Annotated in this window: 16 protein-coding genes; 11 read left to right on the plus strand and 5 right to left on the minus strand. The window is 65.0% G+C overall.

Annotated features, from left to right (window positions below; genetic code table 11):
- Positions 1-14: 14 nt before the first annotated feature.
- Positions 15-1,085 (minus strand): NAD(P)/FAD-dependent oxidoreductase, encoded by a 1,071-nt coding sequence (locus AC4BBN_RS21305; protein WP_490594035.1) that lies wholly within the window; start codon positions 1,083-1,085, stop codon positions 15-17.
- 76 nt (positions 1,086-1,161) lie between these two features.
- Positions 1,162-2,103 carry a LysR family transcriptional regulator gene (locus AC4BBN_RS21310; RefSeq protein ID WP_490594036.1) on the minus strand — a complete coding sequence of 314 codons (942 nt, stop codon included), beginning with the start codon at positions 2,101-2,103 and terminating at the stop codon, positions 1,162-1,164.
- A gap of 128 nt (positions 2,104-2,231) precedes the next feature.
- On the opposite strand from AC4BBN_RS21310, the gene AC4BBN_RS21315 reads away from it, so the two are divergent.
- From AC4BBN_RS21315 to AC4BBN_RS21330, 4 genes are all read left to right on the plus strand, one after another.
- On the plus strand, positions 2,232-2,933 hold the full coding sequence (locus AC4BBN_RS21315; RefSeq protein WP_490594037.1) for a pirin family protein: 702 nt from the start codon (positions 2,232-2,234) through the stop codon (positions 2,931-2,933).
- A 32-nt stretch (positions 2,934-2,965) separates the two neighbouring features.
- On the plus strand, positions 2,966-3,376 hold the full coding sequence (locus tag AC4BBN_RS21320; protein ID WP_490594038.1) for a DoxX family protein: 411 nt from the start codon (positions 2,966-2,968) through the stop codon (positions 3,374-3,376).
- Positions 3,377-3,442: 66 nt separating this feature from the next.
- Complete coding sequence (locus AC4BBN_RS21325; protein ID WP_490594039.1) at positions 3,443-3,997, plus strand: flavodoxin family protein; 555 nt, start codon at positions 3,443-3,445, stop codon at positions 3,995-3,997.
- A 74-nt stretch (positions 3,998-4,071) separates the two neighbouring features.
- Positions 4,072-4,947, plus strand: coding sequence for a pirin family protein (locus tag AC4BBN_RS21330; protein ID WP_490594040.1), 876 nt, complete (start codon positions 4,072-4,074; stop codon positions 4,945-4,947).
- Here AC4BBN_RS21330 and AC4BBN_RS21335 read toward each other — a convergent pair.
- Positions 4,944-5,864: a DMT family transporter gene (locus AC4BBN_RS21335; protein WP_490594041.1), complete on the minus strand. Its 921-nt coding sequence runs from the start codon at positions 5,862-5,864 to the stop codon at positions 4,944-4,946. The two genes, AC4BBN_RS21330 and AC4BBN_RS21335, sit on opposite strands and share 4 nt — an antisense overlap.
- A gap of 99 nt (positions 5,865-5,963) precedes the next feature.
- Here AC4BBN_RS21335 and AC4BBN_RS21340 point away from each other — a divergent pair, with 99 nt between their 5' ends.
- From AC4BBN_RS21340 to AC4BBN_RS21350, 3 genes are all read left to right on the plus strand, one after another.
- On the plus strand, positions 5,964-6,896 hold the full coding sequence (locus AC4BBN_RS21340) for a LysR family transcriptional regulator (RefSeq protein ID WP_490594042.1): 933 nt from the start codon (positions 5,964-5,966) through the stop codon (positions 6,894-6,896).
- Between the two features lie 105 nt (positions 6,897-7,001).
- On the plus strand, positions 7,002-9,917 hold the full coding sequence (locus AC4BBN_RS21345) for a hypothetical protein (protein ID WP_490594043.1): 2,916 nt from the start codon (positions 7,002-7,004) through the stop codon (positions 9,915-9,917).
- Positions 9,914-10,309 carry a hypothetical protein gene (locus tag AC4BBN_RS21350; protein WP_490594044.1) on the plus strand — a complete coding sequence of 132 codons (396 nt, stop codon included), beginning with the start codon at positions 9,914-9,916 and terminating at the stop codon, positions 10,307-10,309. Before AC4BBN_RS21345 ends, AC4BBN_RS21350 begins: the two co-directional genes overlap by 4 nt.
- A gap of 68 nt (positions 10,310-10,377) precedes the next feature.
- Here AC4BBN_RS21350 and AC4BBN_RS21355 read toward each other — a convergent pair whose 3' ends face one another.
- Positions 10,378-11,142, minus strand: coding sequence for a sulfurtransferase (locus AC4BBN_RS21355; protein WP_490594045.1), 765 nt, complete (start codon positions 11,140-11,142; stop codon positions 10,378-10,380).
- Positions 11,143-11,183: 41 nt separating this feature from the next.
- Between AC4BBN_RS21355 and dnaE the strand changes: the two genes are divergently transcribed.
- Positions 11,184-14,723 carry a DNA polymerase III subunit alpha gene (gene dnaE, locus AC4BBN_RS21360; protein ID WP_490594046.1) on the plus strand — a complete coding sequence of 1,180 codons (3,540 nt, stop codon included), beginning with the start codon at positions 11,184-11,186 and terminating at the stop codon, positions 14,721-14,723.
- A 57-nt stretch (positions 14,724-14,780) separates the two neighbouring features.
- Here the strand turns inward: dnaE and AC4BBN_RS21365 are convergent, their stop codons facing one another.
- Positions 14,781-16,436, minus strand: coding sequence for a SulP family inorganic anion transporter (locus tag AC4BBN_RS21365; RefSeq protein ID WP_490594047.1), 1,656 nt, complete (start codon positions 16,434-16,436; stop codon positions 14,781-14,783).
- Between the two features lie 129 nt (positions 16,437-16,565).
- Between AC4BBN_RS21365 and imuA the strand changes: the two genes are divergently transcribed.
- The 3 genes from imuA to AC4BBN_RS21380 are packed head-to-tail and all read left to right on the plus strand — an operon-like array spanning position 16,566 to position 21,751.
- Entirely contained in the window at positions 16,566-17,279 is a 714-nt protein-coding gene (imuA, locus tag AC4BBN_RS21370; RefSeq protein ID WP_490594048.1) for a translesion DNA synthesis-associated protein ImuA, read from the plus strand.
- A complete protein-coding gene (locus tag AC4BBN_RS21375) occupies positions 17,239-18,594 on the plus strand; it encodes a Y-family DNA polymerase (RefSeq protein WP_490594049.1) in 1,356 nt (451 codons plus the stop codon). The genes imuA and AC4BBN_RS21375 overlap by 41 nt, the downstream gene beginning before the upstream one ends.
- A complete protein-coding gene (locus AC4BBN_RS21380; RefSeq protein WP_490594050.1) occupies positions 18,587-21,751 on the plus strand; it encodes an error-prone DNA polymerase in 3,165 nt (1,054 codons plus the stop codon). The genes AC4BBN_RS21375 and AC4BBN_RS21380 overlap by 8 nt, the downstream gene beginning before the upstream one ends.
- Positions 21,752-21,871: the final 120 nt, after the last annotated feature.

Genomic DNA, 21,871 nt, shown 5'->3' on the forward strand with positions numbered 1-21,871 from the left:
CGTCAAGCGACTGGTTAAGCAATAGCGAGCGCCATCTCCAGGCCGGAGATGAAAGCGTCTTCCACCCGGTGGCCAATGCACCAGTCGCCGCAGGCACCAATCGCGGATTTGTCATCCCACAGATGGCTTTGGCCCAGGGGTTGCACGGTTTGCGCATAGCGCCAGCGGTGGACGGCAGCAAAGTTTGGTTCGGCGCGGATACCGGTGACCTCGGTGAAGGCTTTCAGCAGCTTGGCTTGCACACGGGCGCTGTCGTCTTCCAGGTGTTCAAGCGACCACGCGGCGCTGGCCTGCACCGTCCAGCGCTCCACGCCACCACGGCCGGGCTTGCTGGACTCGCGTGCCAGCCAGGCGATGCGGTGGTGGTTGCTGCGGGCGGCATTCCACTGCGGGCCCAGGTGCGCCATGGTGGGTTGCACGGCCTGGGGGAAGGCCAGCATCAGGGTCCAGCACGGGGCGACCTGCACGCGGCGTATGTCGCGCACCAGGCGCGCTGCCTGCGCGGATTTTTGCAGCAGGTCTTCGGTTTGCGGGTGCGGCATGGCCAACACCACGGCGTCAAAGCCGGAGAACACGTGCTGGGCCTCGGGCGACCCTGGCATGCCGGTGGTGCGCAGCTGCCATTGCTTTTTGTTCAACGGGTCGCGTTCGATGCGGGTGACCTGGGTTTCCAGCTCCAGGCGCTGGTCGTCCAGTAAGGGCTTGGCCCAGTGCTTGGCCAGGGCATTCATGCCCGGTGTGGGAACCCAATGCGGGTCGCGCGATGGCAGGGCGGCAGCGGCGACACGGCCAAAGGTGTCCAGCACCCGCACCGAGCTGGCGCTCCAGGGGCGGCAAATGCCTTTGGCGGTCTCCAGCGCCAGGGCAAAGCGCGGGTCGCGCACGGTGAAATACTGGGTGCCGTGGTCGAAGGTGCCGAAGCTGCTGCTACGGGTGGACATGCGCCCGCCCACGCCTCGGCTTTTGTCGAACAGGGTGACGTTGTGGCCTGCTTGCATCAGGGTCCTGGCGCAAGTGATACCGGCTATGCCTGCACCCACAACGGCGATCTGGCGCGGAATAAAGGAAGAGCTGGTCTTTGTCATGTTGGCTTTCTTCTTGGTGTGGATGTCGAAACCAGCCCCACTGTACAACTGTTGCGCAGGCGTTCTGCGGAACATCTCAATTGCTGGCCTGGCGGTCCAGTAGGGCCTTGCGGGTGGTCGGGCTTTTCAGCTGCTGCAGCCACCATTGCAGGGCGCGTCCCTGGGCGCCGCCGGTGTCGGCCCGCCAGGCGTAGCTGACGTGGATGACGCGGCTGGGGCGCTCCACCTCACGGCTCACCAGGCGCCCGGTTTCCAGGTACGGGCGTGCCAGGCCTTCGGGTAGAAAGCCGCCGCCCAGGCCGCGCAAATGGGCTTCCAGTTTGGCGCGCATGCTGGGCACGGTGAATACATCCTGCCCACCCAGTAGCCCTAGGGTGAGGGCGTTGCCACGCTGGGTGGAGTCGGCCACGGCCACCGCACGGTGCTGCTGTATCAGCACGTCGCTGAGTGGCTCAGGTGCATTGGCCAGCGGGTGGTGCGGCGCCACTGCGTAGATGAAATGCATGTCGCCCAGGCGTTCACCCAGGATGTTGCTATTGGTGTTGGTTTCCATGGCCACGCCGATCGACAGGTCGGCAATGCCGGAGACCAATGCCTCCAGCGTGCCGTACAGCACTTCTTCGCGGATCTTCAGTCGGGTGGGCGGGTTCAGGGCAAAGAAGGCTTCACACAGCTCCAGCACGGTGCTGCGCGAGATCACGCTGTCTACCGCAATGGTCAGCTGCGGCTCCCAGCCCGTGGCGACCCGTTTCACGCGGTTGGCTACTGCCGAAATATCGTCCAGCAGACGCCGCCCTTCACGCAATAGCTCGGCTCCAGCGACGGTGAGCTTGGCCTGGCGCGAGCTGCGGTCAAACAGCAGCACGTCCAGCGCGTCTTCAATCTGCCGCACCCGGTAGGTGAGGGCGCTGGGCACCATGCCCAGGCTGCGCGCCGCGGCCGCGAAGCTGCCCTCTGCGTGGATCGTGACCAGCATGGACAAGGCTTCTGGTGTCAGTACATCGCGTGCGTTTTGCATGGTCCGTTATTTTCCATTGAAATTTTTCGAATGATGCCATCAAACGGTGTGGACGGCCAGCAGGGTGCTCAGGTCTAAAGTTCACCCCATGGATTCGACAGCCGAATCCCAACTACCAGGAGATGAAAATGCTCACGATTCGCAAATCACAAGACCGTGGCCATGCAGACCATGGCTGGTTGAAGTCCCACCACAGCTTCTCGTTTGCCGGCTATTACGACCCGGAGCACATGGGCTGGGGCAATTTGCGCGTGATCAATGAGGACACCATCACACCGGGCTCGGGCTTTGGCACCCACGGGCACCGCGACATGGAAATCATCAGCTATGTACTGCAGGGCGAGTTGGCCCACCGCGACAACATGGGCAACGTCAAGGGTATTCCGCCTGGCGACGTACAGCGCATGAGTGCAGGCCGGGGCGTGCAACACAGCGAGTTCAACCACGCGCCGAATGCGAGCACGCATTTCTTGCAGATCTGGATCACGCCGAATGTGACCGGCATCCAGCCCAGCTACGAGCAAAAGACCTTTGCTGAATGCGAAAAGCGCGGGGCCTTGCGTCTGGTGGCTTCGCCCGACGGCGCCAACAGCTCGGTAACCATCCATGCCGATGCGGCGGTGTATGCGGGCTTGTTCGATGGCGATGAATCTGCGACGCTTGCGCTGGACCCGGCGCGCAAGAGTTATGTGCATGTGGTGCGCGGTGCGCTGGAGGTCAACGGCAAGCCGCTGGCTACTGGCGACGCGGCACTGATCGAGAGCGAGTCTTCATTGACGCTCACCCATGGCAAGCAGGCTGAAGTACTGGTCTTTGACCTGGCTGCCTGAATTTTTAAATCTATTTACTGAAAGAAAACACCATGTTCAACACTCTGCAAAACCCCCTGAGCTTTATTGGCCGTATTTTGTTGGCCGCCCTGTTTCTGCCCGCCGGCATAGCCAAGATCACTGGCTTCGCCGGCACCGTGGGCTACATCAGCTCGGTGAACATGCCGTTTCCTACGTTGAGCGCGCTGTTCGCCATCCTGTTTGAAGTGGGTGGCGGTCTGGCCTTGGTCTTTGGCCTGGGTACCCGTTGGGCGGCGTTGGCCTTGTCGGTCTTCACCCTGGTGGCCAGCTTCTTCTTCCACGCATTCTGGGCCGTGCCGGCCGAAGCCGCGATGGTGACGCAGCTGCTGTTCATCAAGAACATCGCCGTGGTGGGTGGCCTGCTGACACTGGCCGCCTGGGGCCCCGGTGCTTGGAGCCTGGATGCCCGTAACGGCAACTAAATCCCGTTAAAGTATTTGCGAATTTCTCGTGTGCCTTGTGTTTAACTTTTCAAGAAAGTAACTTGTATGACTAAGACTGTTGTTGTTTACCACTCTGGCTACGGCCACACCCAACGCGTTGCCCAGGCCGTGGCCGAAGGCGCTAATGCCGAGCTGATCGCCATCGACGCCGAGGGCAATGTGTCCGAAGCGGGCTGGGCCACGATCGGTGCAGCAGACGCCATCATCTTCGGCACGCCCACCTACATGGGTGGCCCGAGCTGGCAGTTCAAGAAGTTTGCCGATGCGACCAGCAAGGCCTGGTTCACCGGCGCCTGGAAGGACAAAGTGTTTGGCGGCTTTACCAACAGCGCCAGCTTCAACGGCGACAAGCAAGTCACCTTGATCTATCTGCAAACCCTGGCATCGCAACAAGGCGGCATCTGGGTCAGCCTGGGCCAAATGCCCAGCAACACCAAGGCCGCGACCCGCAACGACCTGAACAACCTGGGTGGTTCCGTCGGCGTGCTGGTGCAGTCGCCATCGGACTCCAGCCCCGCAGAAATGTCGCAAGGTGACCTGGACACTGCCAAGAACTACGGCAAGCGTGTGGCAGACATCACCGCCAAGTTCAAGGCATAAACTGCCAGTTTGGTAAAACCTGAACGCCAGGCCATTCGGCCTGGCGTTTTCATTAGCAAACCAGGAGCCGACTTATGGGAATCGAACATCAGCTGACGGGCCACGCCAAGGATTTGGGTGAAGGCTTTATGGTGCGGCGTTTGCTGCCATCGGCACGGCGCCAATCGGTCGGCCCCTTCCTGTTTTTTGACCATTTCGGTCCGGTCACCATTCCGCCTGGTGGCGGGCATGCGGTGCGCCCGCATCCGCACATCGGCCTGGCCACGGTGACCTATTTGTTCGAAGGCGCGATGATGCACCGCGACAGCCTGGGCGTGGTCCAGCAGATCGAGCCCGGCGCCATCAATTGGATGACCGCCGGGCGCGGCATCGTGCATTCCGAGCGCCCGCCACCGGCGCTGGCCGAGTCCACCTATGTCAACCACGGCCTGCAACTGTGGGCGGCCTTGCCTCAGGCGTTTGAAGAGGTGGAGCCCAGCTTCAACCACACGGCGGCGGCCGATATTCCCGAACTCACGCTGGGCGACGCCGATATCCGTGTGCTGGTGGGCCAGGCCTGGGGTCTGCGTTCGCCCGTACCCACATTCGCCTCCACCCTGTACCTGGACATTAGGCTGTCCGCTGGCGGCACGTTCGAGTTGCCCCCGCTAGAGCAGGAACTGGCGCTGTACTGCGTGGATGCCGAGCTGGAAGTGGACAGCACCGTGCTGCCATCACACACCCTGGCGCTGCTGGCGCCCGGCGTGACCACCACCATCCGCAGCACAGCAGCCGCGCGCCTGGTGGTGTTGGGCGGTGATGCACTGGACGGCCACCGCTTCATCAGTTGGAACTTTGTCTCCAGCCGCAAGGAGCGCATTCTGCAGGCCCAGGACGACTGGGAAGCGCAGCGCATGGGCCAGGTGCCGGGTGAAACGGAATTCATCCCGCTGCCACCTCGCCACCCTTAGCCGCCTTTAGCCACCTTCGGCTTGCTCAGCCCCCAGGCGACGCCAGCCAACGCCACCAGGCCGCCGACGGCGTGGTAGGTGTGCAGCTCTTCCCCCAGCAGAGCCCAGGCCGCCACGGCCACTAGTACGGGCAGCAGGTTCATGGTCACGGTGGCGCGGGCCGCCCCCCAGAACTTGATGCCCGTCATCCAGAAAAACGGCGCGCCTATGGAGGCCGGAATGGCGGCATACAGCACCAGCGGCGCATTGGCCGCGGTGATGGGCGATATATGGCTACCCAACCAGAACGGCAGCAGGCACAAGATGCCCATCGCTATCTGCGCGTACAGCTGCTGCCAGGTGGACAGCGGCAGGTTCCAGCGCTTGAGCAGCACGCCGTACAACGCGTTCGACGACACGGCCACCAGCATCCACACATCCCCCACTTGCACCGAGCCCTGTAGTAGGGCCCATGGTGCGCCGTGCGTGGTCAGCACCAGCAGGCCCAGCAAAGATGCTGCTATGCCCACCAGCTTGCGTGCGGACAGGGCTTCTCCCGCCATGGCGCTTGCCAGCAGTGCCGACAACAGCGGCATGCAGGCCACGATGGCGCCCATGTTCACGGCTGTGGTGGTTCTGGCGGCTTCATAGGCCAGGCTTTGGTAGGTGGCCATGCCCAGGCCGCCCAGCACGGCCAGTTTGGGCAGATGCTGCAGGATGGTGGCGCGGTGCTGCCAGGCGGCGCGCCCGAGAAACGGCGTCAGTATCAAAAACGCCAGCAGCCAGCGGTACAGGGCGATGGAGGCCGGCGCAATCACCGCAGCAGCCGCCTTGGTGACGATGGTGTTGCCGGTCCACAGCAGCACGGCCGCGAGAGGCGCAAGTGCGGCACCCTTGAAGCTGCTGGGGGAGGTTGGCGCGGAAGAGGCGGTGGTCATACGGTTGCCTTGTGGGTATCAAGTTGGGCCCATTCTTGATTGTTTCGATGCATCAATAAAGTGCAAGCTTCGATCTATATCCATGCAAGCTGTGCATGTATGCAGGAGAATTACCGCACCATGGACCTGAACCATCTGATCGATCTGGACGCCTTGCTCAGTGAAGGCAGTGTGGCCGGCGCGGCCAAGAAACTGCACCTTAGCGCACCCGCCATGAGCCGGCGCCTCGCGCATTTGCGCCACGCCCTGGGCGACCCGCTGTTTGTGCTGGCCGGCCGCCGCCTGGTGCCCACCGCCCGGGCGCTGGACCTGCGGGAGCGGGTGCAGGCCGCGATGGAGGATGTGCGCGGCATTCTGGCGCCGCCGGTGGTGGACTTCAGCCGCCTGGAACGTACGCTGACGCTGCGCGCCAACGACGGCTTCATCGGCGCCTGGGCGCCCCGGCTGCTGGCGCGTACCCTGGCCGAGGCACCCGGCGTGCGCCTGCGCTTTGTGCCCCGTACCGACACGCATATGGAGCAGCTGCGCAGTGGCGAGATCGACCTGGACCTGGGCGTGCTGCACGCGCCCGCACCGGAAATCAAAAGCCAGCTGCTCATGCGGGTCGGCTTTGTGGGTGTGGTGCGGGCCGGCCATGCCTTGCAGCAGCTGGCCACAGTGGATGTGGCAGCCTTCACCCACTGGCCGCATGTGACGCCCTCGCGGCGCGGCCGTGCCCACGGCTCCATCGACGAGGCCCTGCAGGCCGTGGGCGCGCAACGCCAGGTGGTGGCGGTGGTGCCGGGTTTCCAGACGGCGTTGGCCATGGTGCAGGCATCGGACTGCATAGCCGTGATGCCGGAGCCCTTTGCGCGTTGGAATGCCGGGGCCGGCCAGTTTTTCATTTTTGCGCTGCCGGTGGCGACGCAGGCAGTGGACATTGCTCTGAGTTGGCACCCGCGCATGCACGGCGACCCGGTGCACTGCTGGCTGCGCGAGCATGTACGTGCAGTTACCGCCAGCGCCTGGCCTGCAGAAATTTATAAGAAATAGGCCTGCAGCGCAGAATTTACCTGCGCAGGTAGCTCTTATTTGTATAGCATGCGGCTGCGGAAAATCCGCTACCCCAAACCGGCGCCCGGCTCCATAATCCGCGCCATGGGCCACACCGCAAGCATTGTTGGCGACGGCAATACCGTCGTCCAAATCGAAGGTGACAACAACATCGTGCAGCTGGGCCGCGCGCATCTGGTGCTGACCCGGTTCGATGCGTTGCGCGGCCTGGACAACCCGCTAAACCAGCTCACCCCCTATGCACGCTCCACGCCCCTGCTGGGCCGCGATGTGGAAATGGCCAGCCTGCGCAGCTTTTTGCAAGACGCCAGAGCCATTAGCGTGCGGGTCATGGTGGGCAGCGGCGGCAGCGGCAAAACCCGGCTGGCGCTGGACCTGTGCGACAGCCTGGCGCAGGAGGGCTGGAACACCGGTTTCGCCACCGGCGCCGAGCTAGACCGCTTTGTGGCCCAGCAAAACCTCAGCACCTGGCGCTGGCAGAAGCCCACGCTGGTGGTGATTGACTACGCCGCCGCCAAGGCCGAGACCCTGAAGATCTGGTTGTCCGAGCTGGCCGACCGCAGCCAGCCCGCGCCTTACCCATCGCATCCGCTGCGCCTGCTGCTGCTGGAGCGCCATGCCGACCCGCAGGGCGGCTGGTGGCAAACCGTGTTTGGTGGCGATGCGCGCCAGTACGCCCGCCAGGCCCTGCTGGACCCGCCCGTGCCGGTGGAAATCCGCCGCCTGGTGGCGCAGCAGGACCGGCTGGCACTGCTGCGCAATATGCTGGACCAGCAGGCCATCTGGCTGCCGCTAGACGGGCCCGTGCTGCAGGCCCAGTTGATGGCCGCGCCCTGGGGCGGCGACCCGCTGTTTTTGATGATGGCCGCCCTGCATATGGCCAGGCTGGGCCATGCCCAGGCCTTGTCCCTGGGGCGTACCGACCTGGCCATGGCGGTCGCGGGCTGGGAGGTGCAGCGCCTGCAGAAAATGGCCCAGGCGCAGCACCTGGACCCGGCCTGGGTGCTGCACCTGGCCGCCTGCGCCACGCTGGCCCAGGGGCTGGAGCACAAAGCGTTTATTGCGTTCGCGGTGGCGGAGAAGGCCGTCTCCGGCTGGGAGGGCGCACCACCCGCCGTGGCCAAGCTGCTGGAGCAAGCCCTGCCGCAGCCCGGCGGCATCGCCCCCGTGACCCCCGACCTGATAGGCGAAGCCCTGGTGCTGCAGGTGCTGCGCGACGACCCGGACGCCGTGCAGCGCTGCTACGCCGCCCTGGGCCAGAAAGTGGCCGAGGCTGCAGTCCGTTGCGCGCAGGACTTTGCCGCCGAGTCACCGCTACCACTGCAGTGGCTGAATGCCATGGTAGATGCGGCCCAGCAGGATGTGCCTGCGCTAGTGCAGCTGCTGTTCAGCCTGCCCATGGGGAGCGTGGTGCTGGGCGATGTCAGCCTGCGGGTGGCGCAATGCCTACAGGCCCAATGCGCTGCCGACCCCGCTGCGAACCCCGGTCTGCAGGCGGCGGCGTTGCTGAGTCTGTCTCTTGCACAGTCTCAGGTGGGCCAGCCCGAGGCCGCGTTGTTGGCCGCGCAGCAGGCCGAGGCGCTGTACCGCCGTCTGGCGGAGCAGCAGCCTGACGTATTCACCGCCGATCTGGGTCGGGCCCTGAACAACCTGGCGTTCATGCACAGCAACCTGGCGCAGGCGAAGGCCGCTGTGCTGGCGGGGCTGCAGGCCGTGGCGCTATACGCCGGCCTGGTGGCACAGCAACCCGAGGCCTTTACGCCAGACTGGGCCGTAGCCCAGCTGAACCTGGCGAAGGCGCAGATCGAGTTGGGGCAGCTGGGGGAGGCTCTGCACACCGTGAATCAATCCATTATCCTGTACCGTGGCCTGGTAGCGCAGCAGCCGGATGTGTACAGCATGAACCTGGCCAGGTCGCTGAACAACCTGGCCTATATCCACAGCCAGCAGGGCCAGTCGCAGGCGGCCTTGCAGAGTGCCCTGGAGGCTGTGGAGCTGTACCGCACCCTGGCCGCACAGCGGCCCGACTTATTTACCTCGGAGCTGGCGTTTTCGCTGTTCAACCTGACCAAATCGCAGGTCGAGCTGGGCCAGTTTCAAATGGCTTTGCCCGTGGCCCAGGAGGCACTGGATTTGCACCGGCAACTGGCCCGGCAGCGGCCGGAGGTGTTTTTGTCGCTGCTAGCACGGTCGCAGACGAATTTGTCGTACATCCACAGCGCATTAGGCCAGCATGCAGAGGCTTTGCAGTCGGCGCAGCAAGCGGTGGACGCCTACCACCAGCTGGCATTGCAGCGGCCCGAGGTGTTCCAGCCCGACCTGGCCATAGCCTTGCTGAATTTGACCAAATCACAAGTGGAATCCGGCGAGCCTGCCGCCGCCCTGCAGTCGGCGCAAGAAGCCGCCGACCTGTATCGCAGTCTGGCCCAGCGCGCACCGGATGTATATACCCCTGAGCTAGGCAAGGCGCTGAGCAATCTGGCGGGTATGCAGCTGGCCAATGGCTTGGTGGACGCCGCTGTGGAAACAGCGCAGCAGGCGACCGTGTTGCACCAAGGGCTGGAAGTGGCGCGGCCTGGCGTGTTTTCTGCGGACTGGGCCAGAGCGCTTTTCATCCTCTGCAGAGCCCATGCCACGCAGGAACAGTTTGGTGCGGCCCGGCAGGCGGCGCAGCAGTCTGTGGATCTGTACCGCCCCCTGGCGGTGCAGCTGCCCGATTTGTATGGCCCCGACCTGGCCCGGTCGCTGTATTTGCTGGCCGTGTGTATCCACAGGCAAGCGGGCGAGGACGCTAGCAGCGCACCGGCCGTAGCCCAGTCGGCGGTGCAGGTTCTGTTGCCGCATTTTCTACAGCGGGCCGAGGCCTATGTGGCGCTGATGCAGCCTTTGTTGAGCGACTACTTTGCGCTATGCCAGGCCGCAGGCCAGGAGCCGGACCAGGCGCTGCTGGCACCGCTGCAGCCTTTTTTTGCCCAAACCGATGAGGACGCACCGCCATGATGGACCCCGCAACCCTTTCCGCCCTGGTCAGCAGCACCGTGGCGCTGCTGTCGCCCCTGTTGGCCAAGGCCGTGGACAAAGGCGCCGAGGAGCTGGGCAAGTCGGCCATGGGCGCATTGCTGGACAAGTTCAAGCAGCGCCTGGGCGGCACACCGGCTGAAAAACCACTGCAAGACCTGTCCAAGCAACCCGAAGATGCCGACAACCAGGCCGATCTGCGTAAGCAGCTCAAGGCGGCGGTGCAGGCCGACCCGGCCCTGGCGGCTTTCCTGCAGCAGTGGCTGGAGCAAGGGAGCCAGCAGGCCCAGGGCATCACACTGACGACAACGGTGACCGGCAACGACAACAGCACGGTTGTTGTTCACGGCTCCAACAACTCCGTATCCAAATGATGATGCTATTGGATTGATAGCTGCTCGCGCAGGTGTTTTCTGCGCTGGCGGCATAAAGGGCTTGAAACCTAAATCTTTGCGCCTGCCAAGTCGCTGGCCGACAGATCGGCCTCCAGCGTGCGCCGCTCGTCAAACACAAAGCAGCTGCCGTGGTAGTGGCTGCCGTCGGTTTCCTCGAAGTACTTGAGGATGCCGCCCTCCAGCTGGTACACATGCTCCAGCCCCTGCTCGCGCATCAGGATGGCGGCCTTTTCGCAGCGTATGCCGCCGGTGCAAAAGCTCACCACGGTTTTGTCCTGCAGCTCGGCCTTGTGCTCCAGCAGAGCCGGGGGGAACTGGCTGAACTTGTCGATGCGCCAGTCGATGGCGTCGTCAAACGTGCCGTGGTCTACCTCGAAGGCATTGCGCGTGTCCAGCGTGACCACGGGGCGGCCTTCGTCGTCCACCCCCTGGTCCAGCCAGCGTTTCAGCGTGGCGGCGCTGACCGAAGGGGCGCGGCCGTCTGGCCGGCTGAAGTCGGGCTGGATGGTGGGGCAGTCCATACGGATGATTTCGTTCTTCACCTTCACCAGCATTTTCTTGAAGGGCTGGCTGGCCGACCAGCTTTCCTTGGGCGCCAGGTCGGTAAAGCGCGGGTCCTGCTGCAGGCGGTCCACAAAGGCGCGCACAGCGGCCTCGGGCGCGGCCAGGAACAGGTTGATGCCTTCGCCGGCGAGCAGGATGGTGCCCTTGAGCTCTAGCTCCAGGGCCCAGGCGTGCAGCCGCTCGCGCAGGGCTGCCGCATCGGGCAGGGGGACGAATTTGTAGGAGGAGATGTTCAGGATGGAGTTCACCCACCGATTTTAAGAGTTGCCCTGCCACCTAAAATGGCCGGATGTTTGTTCACCTCCGCCTCCATACCGAATTTTCCGTCGTTGACGGCACCAACCGCATCGACGAAGTCGTCAAAGCCGCCGCCAAGGACCAGCAGCCCGCGCTGGCGATTACCGACCTGAGCAATCTGTTCGGCGCGCTCAAGTTCTACAAGGAAGGTCGGGGCAAGGGCGTCAAACCCATCATCGGGGCCGAGATTTTTCTGGAAGGCCAGGGCCTGGATCTGACGGCGCTGAGCCGCGTCATTGTGCTGGTGCAGAACAAGCAGGGCTACCTGAACCTGTCCGAGCTGCTGGCGCGCGGCTTTACCCAGAATATTGTGAAGAACCAGGCGGTCATCAAGCTGGCCTGGCTGCAGGAGCTGAACGAGGGGCTGATCTGCCTCTCCGGCGCGCAGGCCGGCCCGGTGGGCCAGGCTCTGGTGCAGGGCGATACCGCGCGGGCCGAAGAGGCGGCACTGCAGTTTGCCGCGCTGTTCCCCCAGCGCTTTTACCTGGAGCTGCAACGCGCCGGCCGGCCGGAAGACGAGGCCCAGGTGGCGGGCGCGGTGCAGCTGGCGGCCCGCTTGCAGCTGCCGGTGGTGGCAACCCACCCGGTGCAGTTCGCCGAGGTGGACGACTACGACGCCCACGAGGCCCGGGTGTGCATTTCTGAGGGCGAGATTCTGGGCAACCAGCGCCGGGTGCGCCGGTTTACCCGTGAGCAGTATTTCAAGACCACGGAGCAAATGCTGGCCTTGTTTGCTGACCTGCCTTCTGCCGTGGCCAACACGCTGCAGATTGCCAAGCGCTGTAACCTGAGCCTGGTGCTGGGCAAGCCGCAGTTGCCAGACTTCCCCACGCCCCTGGTGGATGGCGTGCGCATGACGCCCGAGGACTATTTCCGCTACGCCTCGCACGAGGGGCTGAAAGAACGCCTGCTGCACCTGTACCCCGATGAGGCCAAGCGCGAGGCCGAGCGCCCGCGCTATGTGGAGCGGCTGGAGTTTGAGATCACCACCATCTTGAAGATGGGCTTCCCGGGTTACTTTTTGATCGTGGGCGACTTCATCAACTGGGCCAAGCTCAACGGCTGCCCGGTGGGGCCGGGCCGGGGCTCTGGTGCTGGCTCGCTGGTGGCCTATGCGCTGAAGATTACCGACCTGGACCCGCTGCAGTACAAGTTGCTGTTCGAACGCTTCCTGAACCCGGAGCGGGTGTCCATGCCCGACTTCGACATCGACTTCTGCCAGAGCAACCGCGACCGCGTGATCGATTACGTGAAGGAAAAGTACGGCAAGAACGCCGTCAGCCAGATCGCCACCTTCGGAACCCTGGCCGCCAAGGCGGCCATCCGCGACGTGGGCCGTGTCATGGATATGAGCTACAACTTCTGCGACGGCATCTCCAAGCTGGTGCCCGGCAAGCCCGGCATGTCGTACACGCTGGCCTATCCGCCCGAACCCAAGAAGGACGGCGACAAGAACAACTACGCGCTGGAACTGGAGCCCCTGCTGTACGAGCGCGTGCGCACCGAAGAAGACGTCAAGACCGTCATCGAAATGGCGCAAAAGCTGGAGGGCATGACCCGCAACATCGGCATGCACGCCGGCGGCGTGCTGATCGCCCCGGGCAAGCTCACCGACTTCTGCCCGCTGTACCAGCAGCCCGGCAGCGAGTCGGCCGTGAGCCAGTACGACAAGGACGACGTGGAGGCCATTGGCCTGGTGAAGTTCGACTTCTTGGGCCTGGCCACGCTGACCATCCTGGAGATTGCCAAGGAGTTCATCATCCTGCGCCACCCGGGCCAGGAGAACTTCGCCTTCGAGAACATCCCGCTGGACGACAAGCCCACCTACAAGCTGTTCTCTGACGGCAAGACCGAAGCCGTGTTCCAGTTTGAAAGTACCGGCATGCAGCGCATGCTGAAAGACGCCAAGCCCAGCCGGCTGGAAGACCTGATTGCGTTGAACGCGCTGTACCGACCCGGCCCTATGGACCTGATCCCCAGTTTCGTGGCGCGCAAGCATGGCCGCGAGGAAGTGGAGTACCCGCACCCGGCGGTGGCCGAGATGCTGAGCGAAACCTACGGCATCATGGTCTACCAGGAGCAGGTGATGCAGACCGCGCAGATTCTGGGCGGCTACTCGCTCGGCGGCGCGGACATGTTGCGCCGCGCCATGGGTAAGAAGAAGGCCGAGGAAATGGCCGAGCACCGCGAGAAGTTCCGCGCCGGTGCCCTGGCCACCCACAACATCCCGCAGGCCAAGGCCGACGAAATCTTCGACTTGATGGAGAAGTTCGCGGGCTACGGCTTCAACAAGTCGCACGCTGCCGCCTACTCGCTGCTGGCGTACCACACGGGTTGGCTGAAGGTGCATTACCGCGCCGAATTCTTCTGTGCCAACTTGACGGTGGAAATGGACGACACCGACAAGCTCAAACTGCTGTTTGAGGACGCGGTGAAGATGGGCCTGAGCTTCGAGCCGCCCAATATCAACCTGGGCCGCTACCGCTTCGAGCCGGTGACTGACAAGCTGATCCGCTACGGCCTGGGCGCCGTCAAGGGCTCGGGCCAGCAGGCGATTGAGGCCATCGTGGCGGCGCGCGAAGCCGGTGGGCCGTTCAAGAGCCTGTTCGACTTCTGCGTGCGGGTGGACAAATCCAAGCTGAACAAGCGCACGGTGGAAGCACTCATCAAGGCCGGTGCCTTTGACGCCATCGAGATCAACCGCGCGGCGCTGATCGCCTCCATCGACCGCGCCTTTGCGTTTGCGGCGGCCACGCTGGCGAATGCCGACCAGGGCGGTCTGTTCGACATGCTGGAAGACGACAGCCACGGCTCCAGCACGCAGGAGCCGGACCTGGTCGAAACCCCAATGTGGGGCATCAAGGAGCGGCTGACGCTGGAGAAAACAGCGGTGGGCTTCTACCTGTCGGGTCATTTGTTCGATGAGGTACGCAAAGAGGTACGCCGCTTCGCCAAGCGCGAGATTGCCGACGCAGTGGACAGCCGCGACATCGTCATGCTGGCCGGCATCATCAGCGACCTGCGCGTCATCAACGGTCAGCGCGGCAAGCTGGGCCTGTTCCGGCTGGACGATGGCTCCGCAATGATCGACGCCCGTGTCAGCGATGCGCTGATGCAGGCCAACAAAGATTTGTTCAAGGACGACGAGCTCATCATCGCCATGGGCAAGGTGCAAACCGACCGCTTCGGCGGCGGTGGCTTGCAGATGAGCATTACTGAAGCCTGGAGCCTGGCCACCGCGCGTTGCCGCTACGCCAAGTTCCTGCGTCTGCAACTGCCGCCCAACGCCACCGGCTCCGGCCTGGATATCGCCAAGCTGGTGAAGGACTTCCCGCCGGTACGTGAAACCACCGAGCAGGGCGACGTGGTGCATGGCCTGCCGGTGCGCTTGTCGGTACAGCGCCAAACCCCGCAGGGCGTGGCCGTGGCCGACCTGCTGCTGGGCGACAAGGCCCGCTTTTTCCCCACCGATGCGGCACTGGCCCAGTGCCTGGCGCAGGCAGCGCAGGCCGTGGTGGCCTACGAGGAGTAGGGCGCCTGCTGTGTTTTGCTATTGAATAAATAGCTGCTGCCGCAGGTATTACCTGTGCTAGCGGCCTTTTTTGTCTATAGCCGCCTGCACCGCATCGGCCACACTCCAGAAGCAAACGGTGCTGGCGCTTGGGCCTGGCCCGCGCAGCAGCAACTCGCGCACGCTTTCTTTCACCCGGGCTAGTAGCAGGTGGTGGCCTGTGCGCAGGGCCCAGTCGTGGAATTCGGCCAGGGTCTCTACGGCGGTGCTGTCCAGGTCGGTGCTTTCCTCCAGGCTGAGCACAATGGTCAGCGGCACCGGCTGGGCTTCTGCCAGTCTGCGCACCTCGGCCAGGATCTGCTCGGCATTGGCAAAGAACAGCGGGGCCTCGGGGCGCACCACCAGTACGCCGGGGTGCAGCCGGGCCTCCGGGTGGCGGGCCGCGTCGATGAAGTCGTGCGTTCCCGGCAGCTCGCCCAGCACGCTGACCCTCGTTTGCGAAAAGCGCCGCACGGCCGCCACGATGGACAGCAACACGGCCAGCATCATGCCTTGCAACACCCCCAGGGCGATGACGGCCAGCACGGCGCAAATGGCCAGCACCTCGTCCCGTCCCAGGCGCCACAGGGTCAGCAAGGGGCGCGGGTTGAGCGCATGCGTCAGGGCCGACACCACCACTGCGGCCAGCACCGGCTGTGGCAGCAGGGCCAGCCAGGGGCCTGCCAGCAGTACCAGCACAAAAATGACCAGGGCGGCCAGCAGTCCGGCGGACTTGCCTTGTGCTCCGGCATCCTCGTTGGCGACGCTGGCAGAGAATCCGGCCCCTACCGGCAAGCCCTGGAAGATGCCGGACGCCAGATTGGCCGCGCCCAGGGCCGCCAGCTCGCGGTTGGGCTCCACCGCGTCGTTGTGCTTGAGTGCCAGCGTGCGTATCGAACCCCAGGACTCGGCGTACAGAATCACCACCAGCGGCACCGCCAGCTCGGCCACCCGCAGCCAGGCGTTGCGGTCTAGTGCCGGCCAGGCCAGATGGATGTGGCCCATGTCGATGTCGCCCACCAGGGGCACGCCGTGCGCCGGCAGGTCCAGCAGCGCCGCAGCGGCCATTCCCAGCAGCATCACGGCAAACGCGGCGGGAAACAAGGCGATGCGTTTGAGCAGCTGCAGGCAGACATAGGCCCCGCAGCCCAGGCCCAGCGTCCAGGGGTTCCAGGCCGGCAGGTCCTGCAGCAGCTGCCACAGAATCTGAGGGGCGGTGGTGCCATGCGCGGCCACACCCGCGATATGCGGCAGCTGCTTGATGACGATGGTGACGGCCAGGCCAAAGGCAAAGCCGCGCAGCACCGGCCGCGAGATGAAGGCCGCCAAGTGGCCGATGCGGGCGGCTGCACTCAGTGCAAACAATGCGCCTACCAGCAGCACCATGGCCGATGACAACATCAGCGCGCTGGTGGTGTTGAAGCCCGCCGCCGCCAGTGTGGCAACCGCTGCGGCCAGGATGGTGGCCGACGAAGAAGTGGGCGACACGATGGCGTACCGGCTGCCGCCCAGGGCGGCATAGGCCAACAGCCCGGCCACGCTCGAGACGATGGCGTGCTGCGGCGCCACGCCGGCAATGCCTGCGTAGGCAATGGCTTCTGGGATCAGCAGCCCTGCCACGGACAGGCCCGCCACGGCATTGCGCAGGTGTGAGGGGCTGGCGTCGTCTGGAGTTTGGTGTTCTTGCGGGTCCATCGGATATGTCTTTGTTGGTTTTCTTGGTAGCTGTGGCCATTACACACTAGCCGCTTGAAGGGGCATATATGCGGATGCTGGGTCATTCAAAATACTGTATATTTAACCAGTATTTTAAAGATTTACCCCATGCCCGGCAACACCGTTCCCTTTCTCGACACCGTCTGGCGCGCCAGCGAGTTGAGCCTGGGCGCCACAGTCACCGTGTCTAGCGGCCATGCGTTGCTGGATGCGGCCTTGCCCGGCAGTGGCTGGCCCTGCGGTGCCCTGACGGAAATCCTGCAGACCCAGCACGGCGTGCATGAGTGGCGCTTGCTGCTGCCGGCCCTGCGGGCGGTGGCCGGCACGGTGGTGCTGGTGGGTAGCCCGCTGCTGCCGAATATGCCGGCGCTGGCTTGCCAGGGCCTGGCCATGGATGCGCTGCTGCGCATAGACGCCGAGCGCGCGGCAGACCAGCTGTGGGCCACCGAGCAGGCGCTGCGCTGCCGCGATGTGGGCGCGGTGCTGGTCTGGCTGGCCCATGCGCGCTCCGACCAGTTGCGGCGCCTGCACATGGCCGCGCAAAGCGCCAACCAGGCGCAGGCGCCGCTGGTGTTTGCGTTCCGTCCGTTGCTGGCGCAAGACGCGTCTTCGCCAGCGCCGCTGCGCCTGCGTATGGGCAGTGCCCCCGGGCATCGGCTGGAGATCGGCATCCTGAAACGCCGTGGCCCTACGCTGGACCGCCCCTTGTTGCTGCTGCCTGCGCTACCGCCGGCGTTGGTGAAGCCGGCACGGGTGCCGGTGCCTTCTTTCCCCCCGCTCCATGTTGTGGATCGCCCTCGCACCCCTTCCATCACCGCTTGAGGCGAAAGCCGAAGCGGAGGTGGTGCCGGACCTGATCGCAGACGCCGGCGCACTGCTGCAGGCGCTGGCCTGGGCGATGCTGCAGTTCAGCCCGCGCGTCTGCCTGGTGGAGCAGGCGGTGCTGCTGGAGGTAGAGGCCAGCCTGCGGCTGTTCCACGGCAAGCGCGACCTGGTGCGTGCGGTGCAGCAGCAAGTGGCGCTGTGGCAGCCCTGCCATCTGGCGGTGGCACCGACTGCGCTGGGTGCGTTGGCATTGCTGAAGCAGCAAACGGTGCCGCTGGCGGGCTGCAAGCCGCAGACCTTGCAGAGCACGCTGGACGGTTTGCCGCTGCACTGCCTGGCCGCGCTGGCCCGCCATTTGCCGACCCTGCAGCGCCTGGGTTGTCGCAACCTGGGCCAGGTGCGGGCGCTGCCGCGTGCAGGCGTGTCGCGGCGCTTTGGCGCTGGCGTGCTGGATGCGCTGGACCGCGCGTACGGACTGAAGCCGGAAATCTACCCCTGGGTGGCGCTGCCCGAGCAGTTCCGTCTGCGGCTGGAGTTCAGCGGCCGCATCGAGGTCGCGCAGGGCATGCTGTTTGGCGTGCAGCGCCTGCTGCTGCAGCTGAAAGCCTGGCTGCTGGCGCGGCAAAGCGGTGCCATCGGCGTGCGCCTGCACTGGGAGCACGATATGCAGCGCCGCAGCGAGGCGGCGGCCGGGTCCATGGAGGTGCGTACCGCCGAGGCCACCCGCGATACCGCGCACCTGGCCAAGCTGCTGGCCGAGCATCTGGCCCACACCCCGCTGGCCGCACCGGTGGTGGCGATCACGCTGGAGGCGCTGGGCGTGGAGCGGCTGCAGGTCGGCAGCCAGAGCCTGCTGCCCGGGGACCAGGTGCGTGGCGAGTCGCTGCAGCAGTTCATCGAGCGCGTGGCCGCCCGGCTCGGGCCGCAGCAGGTGCTGCGCGCCCAGGCTGTGGCCGACCACCGGCCACAGCACATGCAGACCTGGGCTGCAGCCAGCACGGCGTTGGCCAGCAAGTCGATCACGCCGGACCCGGCCCAGGCCTCGCACCCGCCCTGGATACTGCGCAGCCCGCTGCCGCTGGGCATGGACGGCCACCGGCCGGTGTACCAGGGCCCTCTGACCTTGCTGGCCGGGCCGGAGCGTATCGAGGCCGGCTGGTGGGACGTGCAGGGGGACGGGCACGGGGGCGACCTGACCTTGCGCGACTATTTCATCGCCCACAGCGCGGTATCGGGCCTGCTCTGGGTGTACCGCGAACGCTTGCAACAGCGCGGTGCGATGGGCTGGTTTTTGCACGGTGTGTATGGATAGCCGCGCCCCCTCCAGCCCCACGGCCTTGCCGGGTTATGCCGAACTGCACTGCCTGAGCAACTTCAGCTTCCAGCGCGGGGCTTCGCACCCCCAGGAGCTGGTGGAGCGGGCCCTCAAGCTGGGCTACACGGCTTTGGCGATCACCGACGAATGCTCGGTAGCGGGCGTGGTACGGGCCCATGTGGCGGCGCGCGGCACGCCGCTGCATCTGCTGATCGGTGCCGAGTTCACGCTGCAGGGGGAGGGCGGCGGCACCTTGGTACTGCTGGCGCGCAACCGGCGGGGTTACGGCCAGCTGTGCGAGTGGATAACGCTGTGCCGCGCCGGTAGCCGCACCGAAAAAGACCCCTACCGCCAGGATGCCGCGCATTGGGAGGCCCACGCCGGCGCATTGAGCGACTGCCTGGCCTTGTTTGCACCGCAGCGCCTGGCGCATATAGACGCCATCAGCGCCCGCGCCGAATGGCTGCAGCGCCTGTTTCCGCAGCGCAGCTGGATCGCGGTGGAACTGCTGCAGCGCATGGACGATGCACGCTGGCTACACACGCTGCAGCAGGCCGGCCAGCGCAGCGGCCTGCGTCTGGTGGCGGCCAGCGGGGCGCTAATGCATGCGCGTTCGCGCAAGCGCCTGCATGACGTGGTCACCGCAGTCCGGCTGGGCCGCACCATGGCGGAGTGCGGTTTTACGCTGGAGCCGAATGCCGAGGCCCATTTGCGCACCCGCGTGCGGCTGGCCGGCCTGTACCCGATCGAGCTGCTGCAAGAGAGCCTGCTGGTCGCCGCGCTGTGCACTTTCAACCTGGATGAGCTGCAATACGAATACCCGCAGGAGGTGGTGCCGCCGGACCACACGCCAGCCAGCTTTTTGCGTCTTAGCGCGCTGGCCGGTGCGGCCCTGCGCTACCCGGATGGTGTGCCTGACAGTGTGCTGCAGCGGCTAGAGCACGAGCTGGCGCTGATTGGCGAGCTGCGCTACGAGAAGTATTTTTTGACCGTCTACGACATCGTGCGCTTTGCACGCAGCCAAGACATCTTGTGCCAGGGCCGGGGTTCGGCCGCCAATTCGGTGGTTTGCTACTGCCTGCATGTCACCGAGGTGGACCCGATGCGCAGCAGCCTGCTGTTCGAGCGATTCATCAGCCGCGAGCGCAACGAGCCGCCGGACATCGATGTGGACTTTGAACACGAGCGGCGAGAGGAAGTCATCCAGTACCTGTACACCCGCTTCGGTAGGCACCGTGCGGCGCTGACCGCCACCGTGGTGCGCTACCGCTCGCGCAGCGCGATCCGCGACGTGGGCAAGGCGCTGGGCCTGCCGCTGGACATGCTGGAGGCACTGGCCCACAACCATGTCTGGTGGGACGACCCCGGGGCCATGCCCGAGCGCCTGCGCGAAATCGGTGCAGATCCGGGCGCCAAAGCCATTGCTTTGCTGCTGGAGCTGGCACCCGCGTTGGTTGATTTTCCGCGCCACCTGTCCCAGCACACCGGCGGTTTTGTGTTGACAGGTGACCGTCTTACCTCCACCGTGCCGGTGCGCAACGCGGCGATGGATAACCGCACCACCATCGAATGGGACAAGGACGACATCGACGCGCTGGGCTTGTTGAAGGTGGACGTGCTGGCGCTCGGCATGCTGACGGCCATGCATCGCTGCCTGAATTTCATCAGCCAGTGGCGCGGCTACGCTTTCACGCGGCAGCACATCAAGGAGGGCGACCATGCCACTTACGACATGTGCTGTGCCGCCGACACCGTAGGCGTGTTCCAGATCGAGTCGCGGGCCCAGCAAAGCATGTTGCCCCGGCTGAGGCCGCGCCGGTATTACGACCTGGTGGTGCAGGTGGCCATCGTGCGGCCCGGGCCGATACAGGGCGGTATGGTGCACCCGTATCTGCGCCGCCGCCAGGGGCTGGAGCCCACAAGCCTGCCCAATGAAGCGCTGGGCCCAGCCCTTGAGCGCACGCTGGGGGTACCGATCTTTCAAGAGCAGGTCATGCAGATCGCGATGATCGCCGCAGGCTTCAGCGCCGGTGAGGCGGATGGCTTGCGCCGCGCGATGGCCGCCTGGAAGCGCAAGGGCGGGCTGGAGAAATTCCATCAGCGCATCATGGACGGCATGGCTGAGCGTGGCTACACGCCAGAGTTTGCTGAAGCCATCTTCCGCCAGATGCAGGGCTTTGGCGAATACGGCTTCCCTGAGAGCCACGCCGCCAGCTTCGCGCTGCTGGTCTACGACAGCGCCTGGATGAAGTGCCACGAGCCGGCCTGCTTTCTGGCGGCGTTGCTGAACTCGCTGCCCATGGGCTTCTACGGCCCGTCACAGCTGGTGCAAGACGCGCAGCGCCACGGCGTGGAGGTGCGTCCGGCGGACGTCACGCACAGCGACTGGGACTGCACATTGGAGGGCGGTGGACCGTTGCAACCCGGTCGGCTGCCACAGCCGGCGGTGCGCCTGGGTCTGCGCCTGGTGTCCGGCGTATCCAAGAGACCGATGGAGCGCCTGGTGCAGGCCCGCGCAGACCAGCCTTTCCGCAGCACCGAAGACCTGGCCTTGCGCGCCCAGCTGGACACGCTGACGCTAAACGTCCTGGCCCGCGCTGATGCGCTGGCGGGTTTGTCGGGCCATAGGCGCCAGCAGGTCTGGGATGCATCGGCACTGCACGCCACGCCGGCCTTGCTGCGCGATGCACCGGTGCACGAGGATCTGCTGGCGCTGGAGGCCGCGCCTGAGGCCGAGGAAATCGTCTGGGACTACGCGGCGCTGGGCATGACGCTGCGGCGCCACCCGGTGGCTTTGCTGCGGCCGTATCTGCGCAGCAAACGCCTGCTTTCGGCCGCAGAGCTATTTGCGCTGCCTGAGGCGGCGACGGGCCGCGTGGTACGCGCCTGCGGTCTGGTCACCGTGCGGCAGCAGCCGGGCACGGCCAAGGGCATTGTGTTTGTCACGCTGGAAGATGAGACCGGCAGCGTCAACGTGATTGTGCGCAAGAGCTTGCGCGACAGCCAGCGAACGCAGCTGTTGCACTCCCAATTGCTGGCGGTCTACGGCCAGTGGCAGCGCGTGGGCGAAGTACGCCACCTGCTGGCGCAGCACTTACGCGATGCCAGCCATCTAATGGGCGCACTGGCTACCAGTAGCCGCGATTTTCATTGATGCTTATGCATAAAATGCTATCAAAATGATGGCGCCTGGCGCACAGAATACCTGCGCTGCAGGCATAAATAGCCAGGCTATTTATGCTATCAAAAATGCTGCCACAGACTGCGCTTTATG

It is taken from the genome of Rhodoferax sp. SPJ21, from assembly GCF_058216335.1.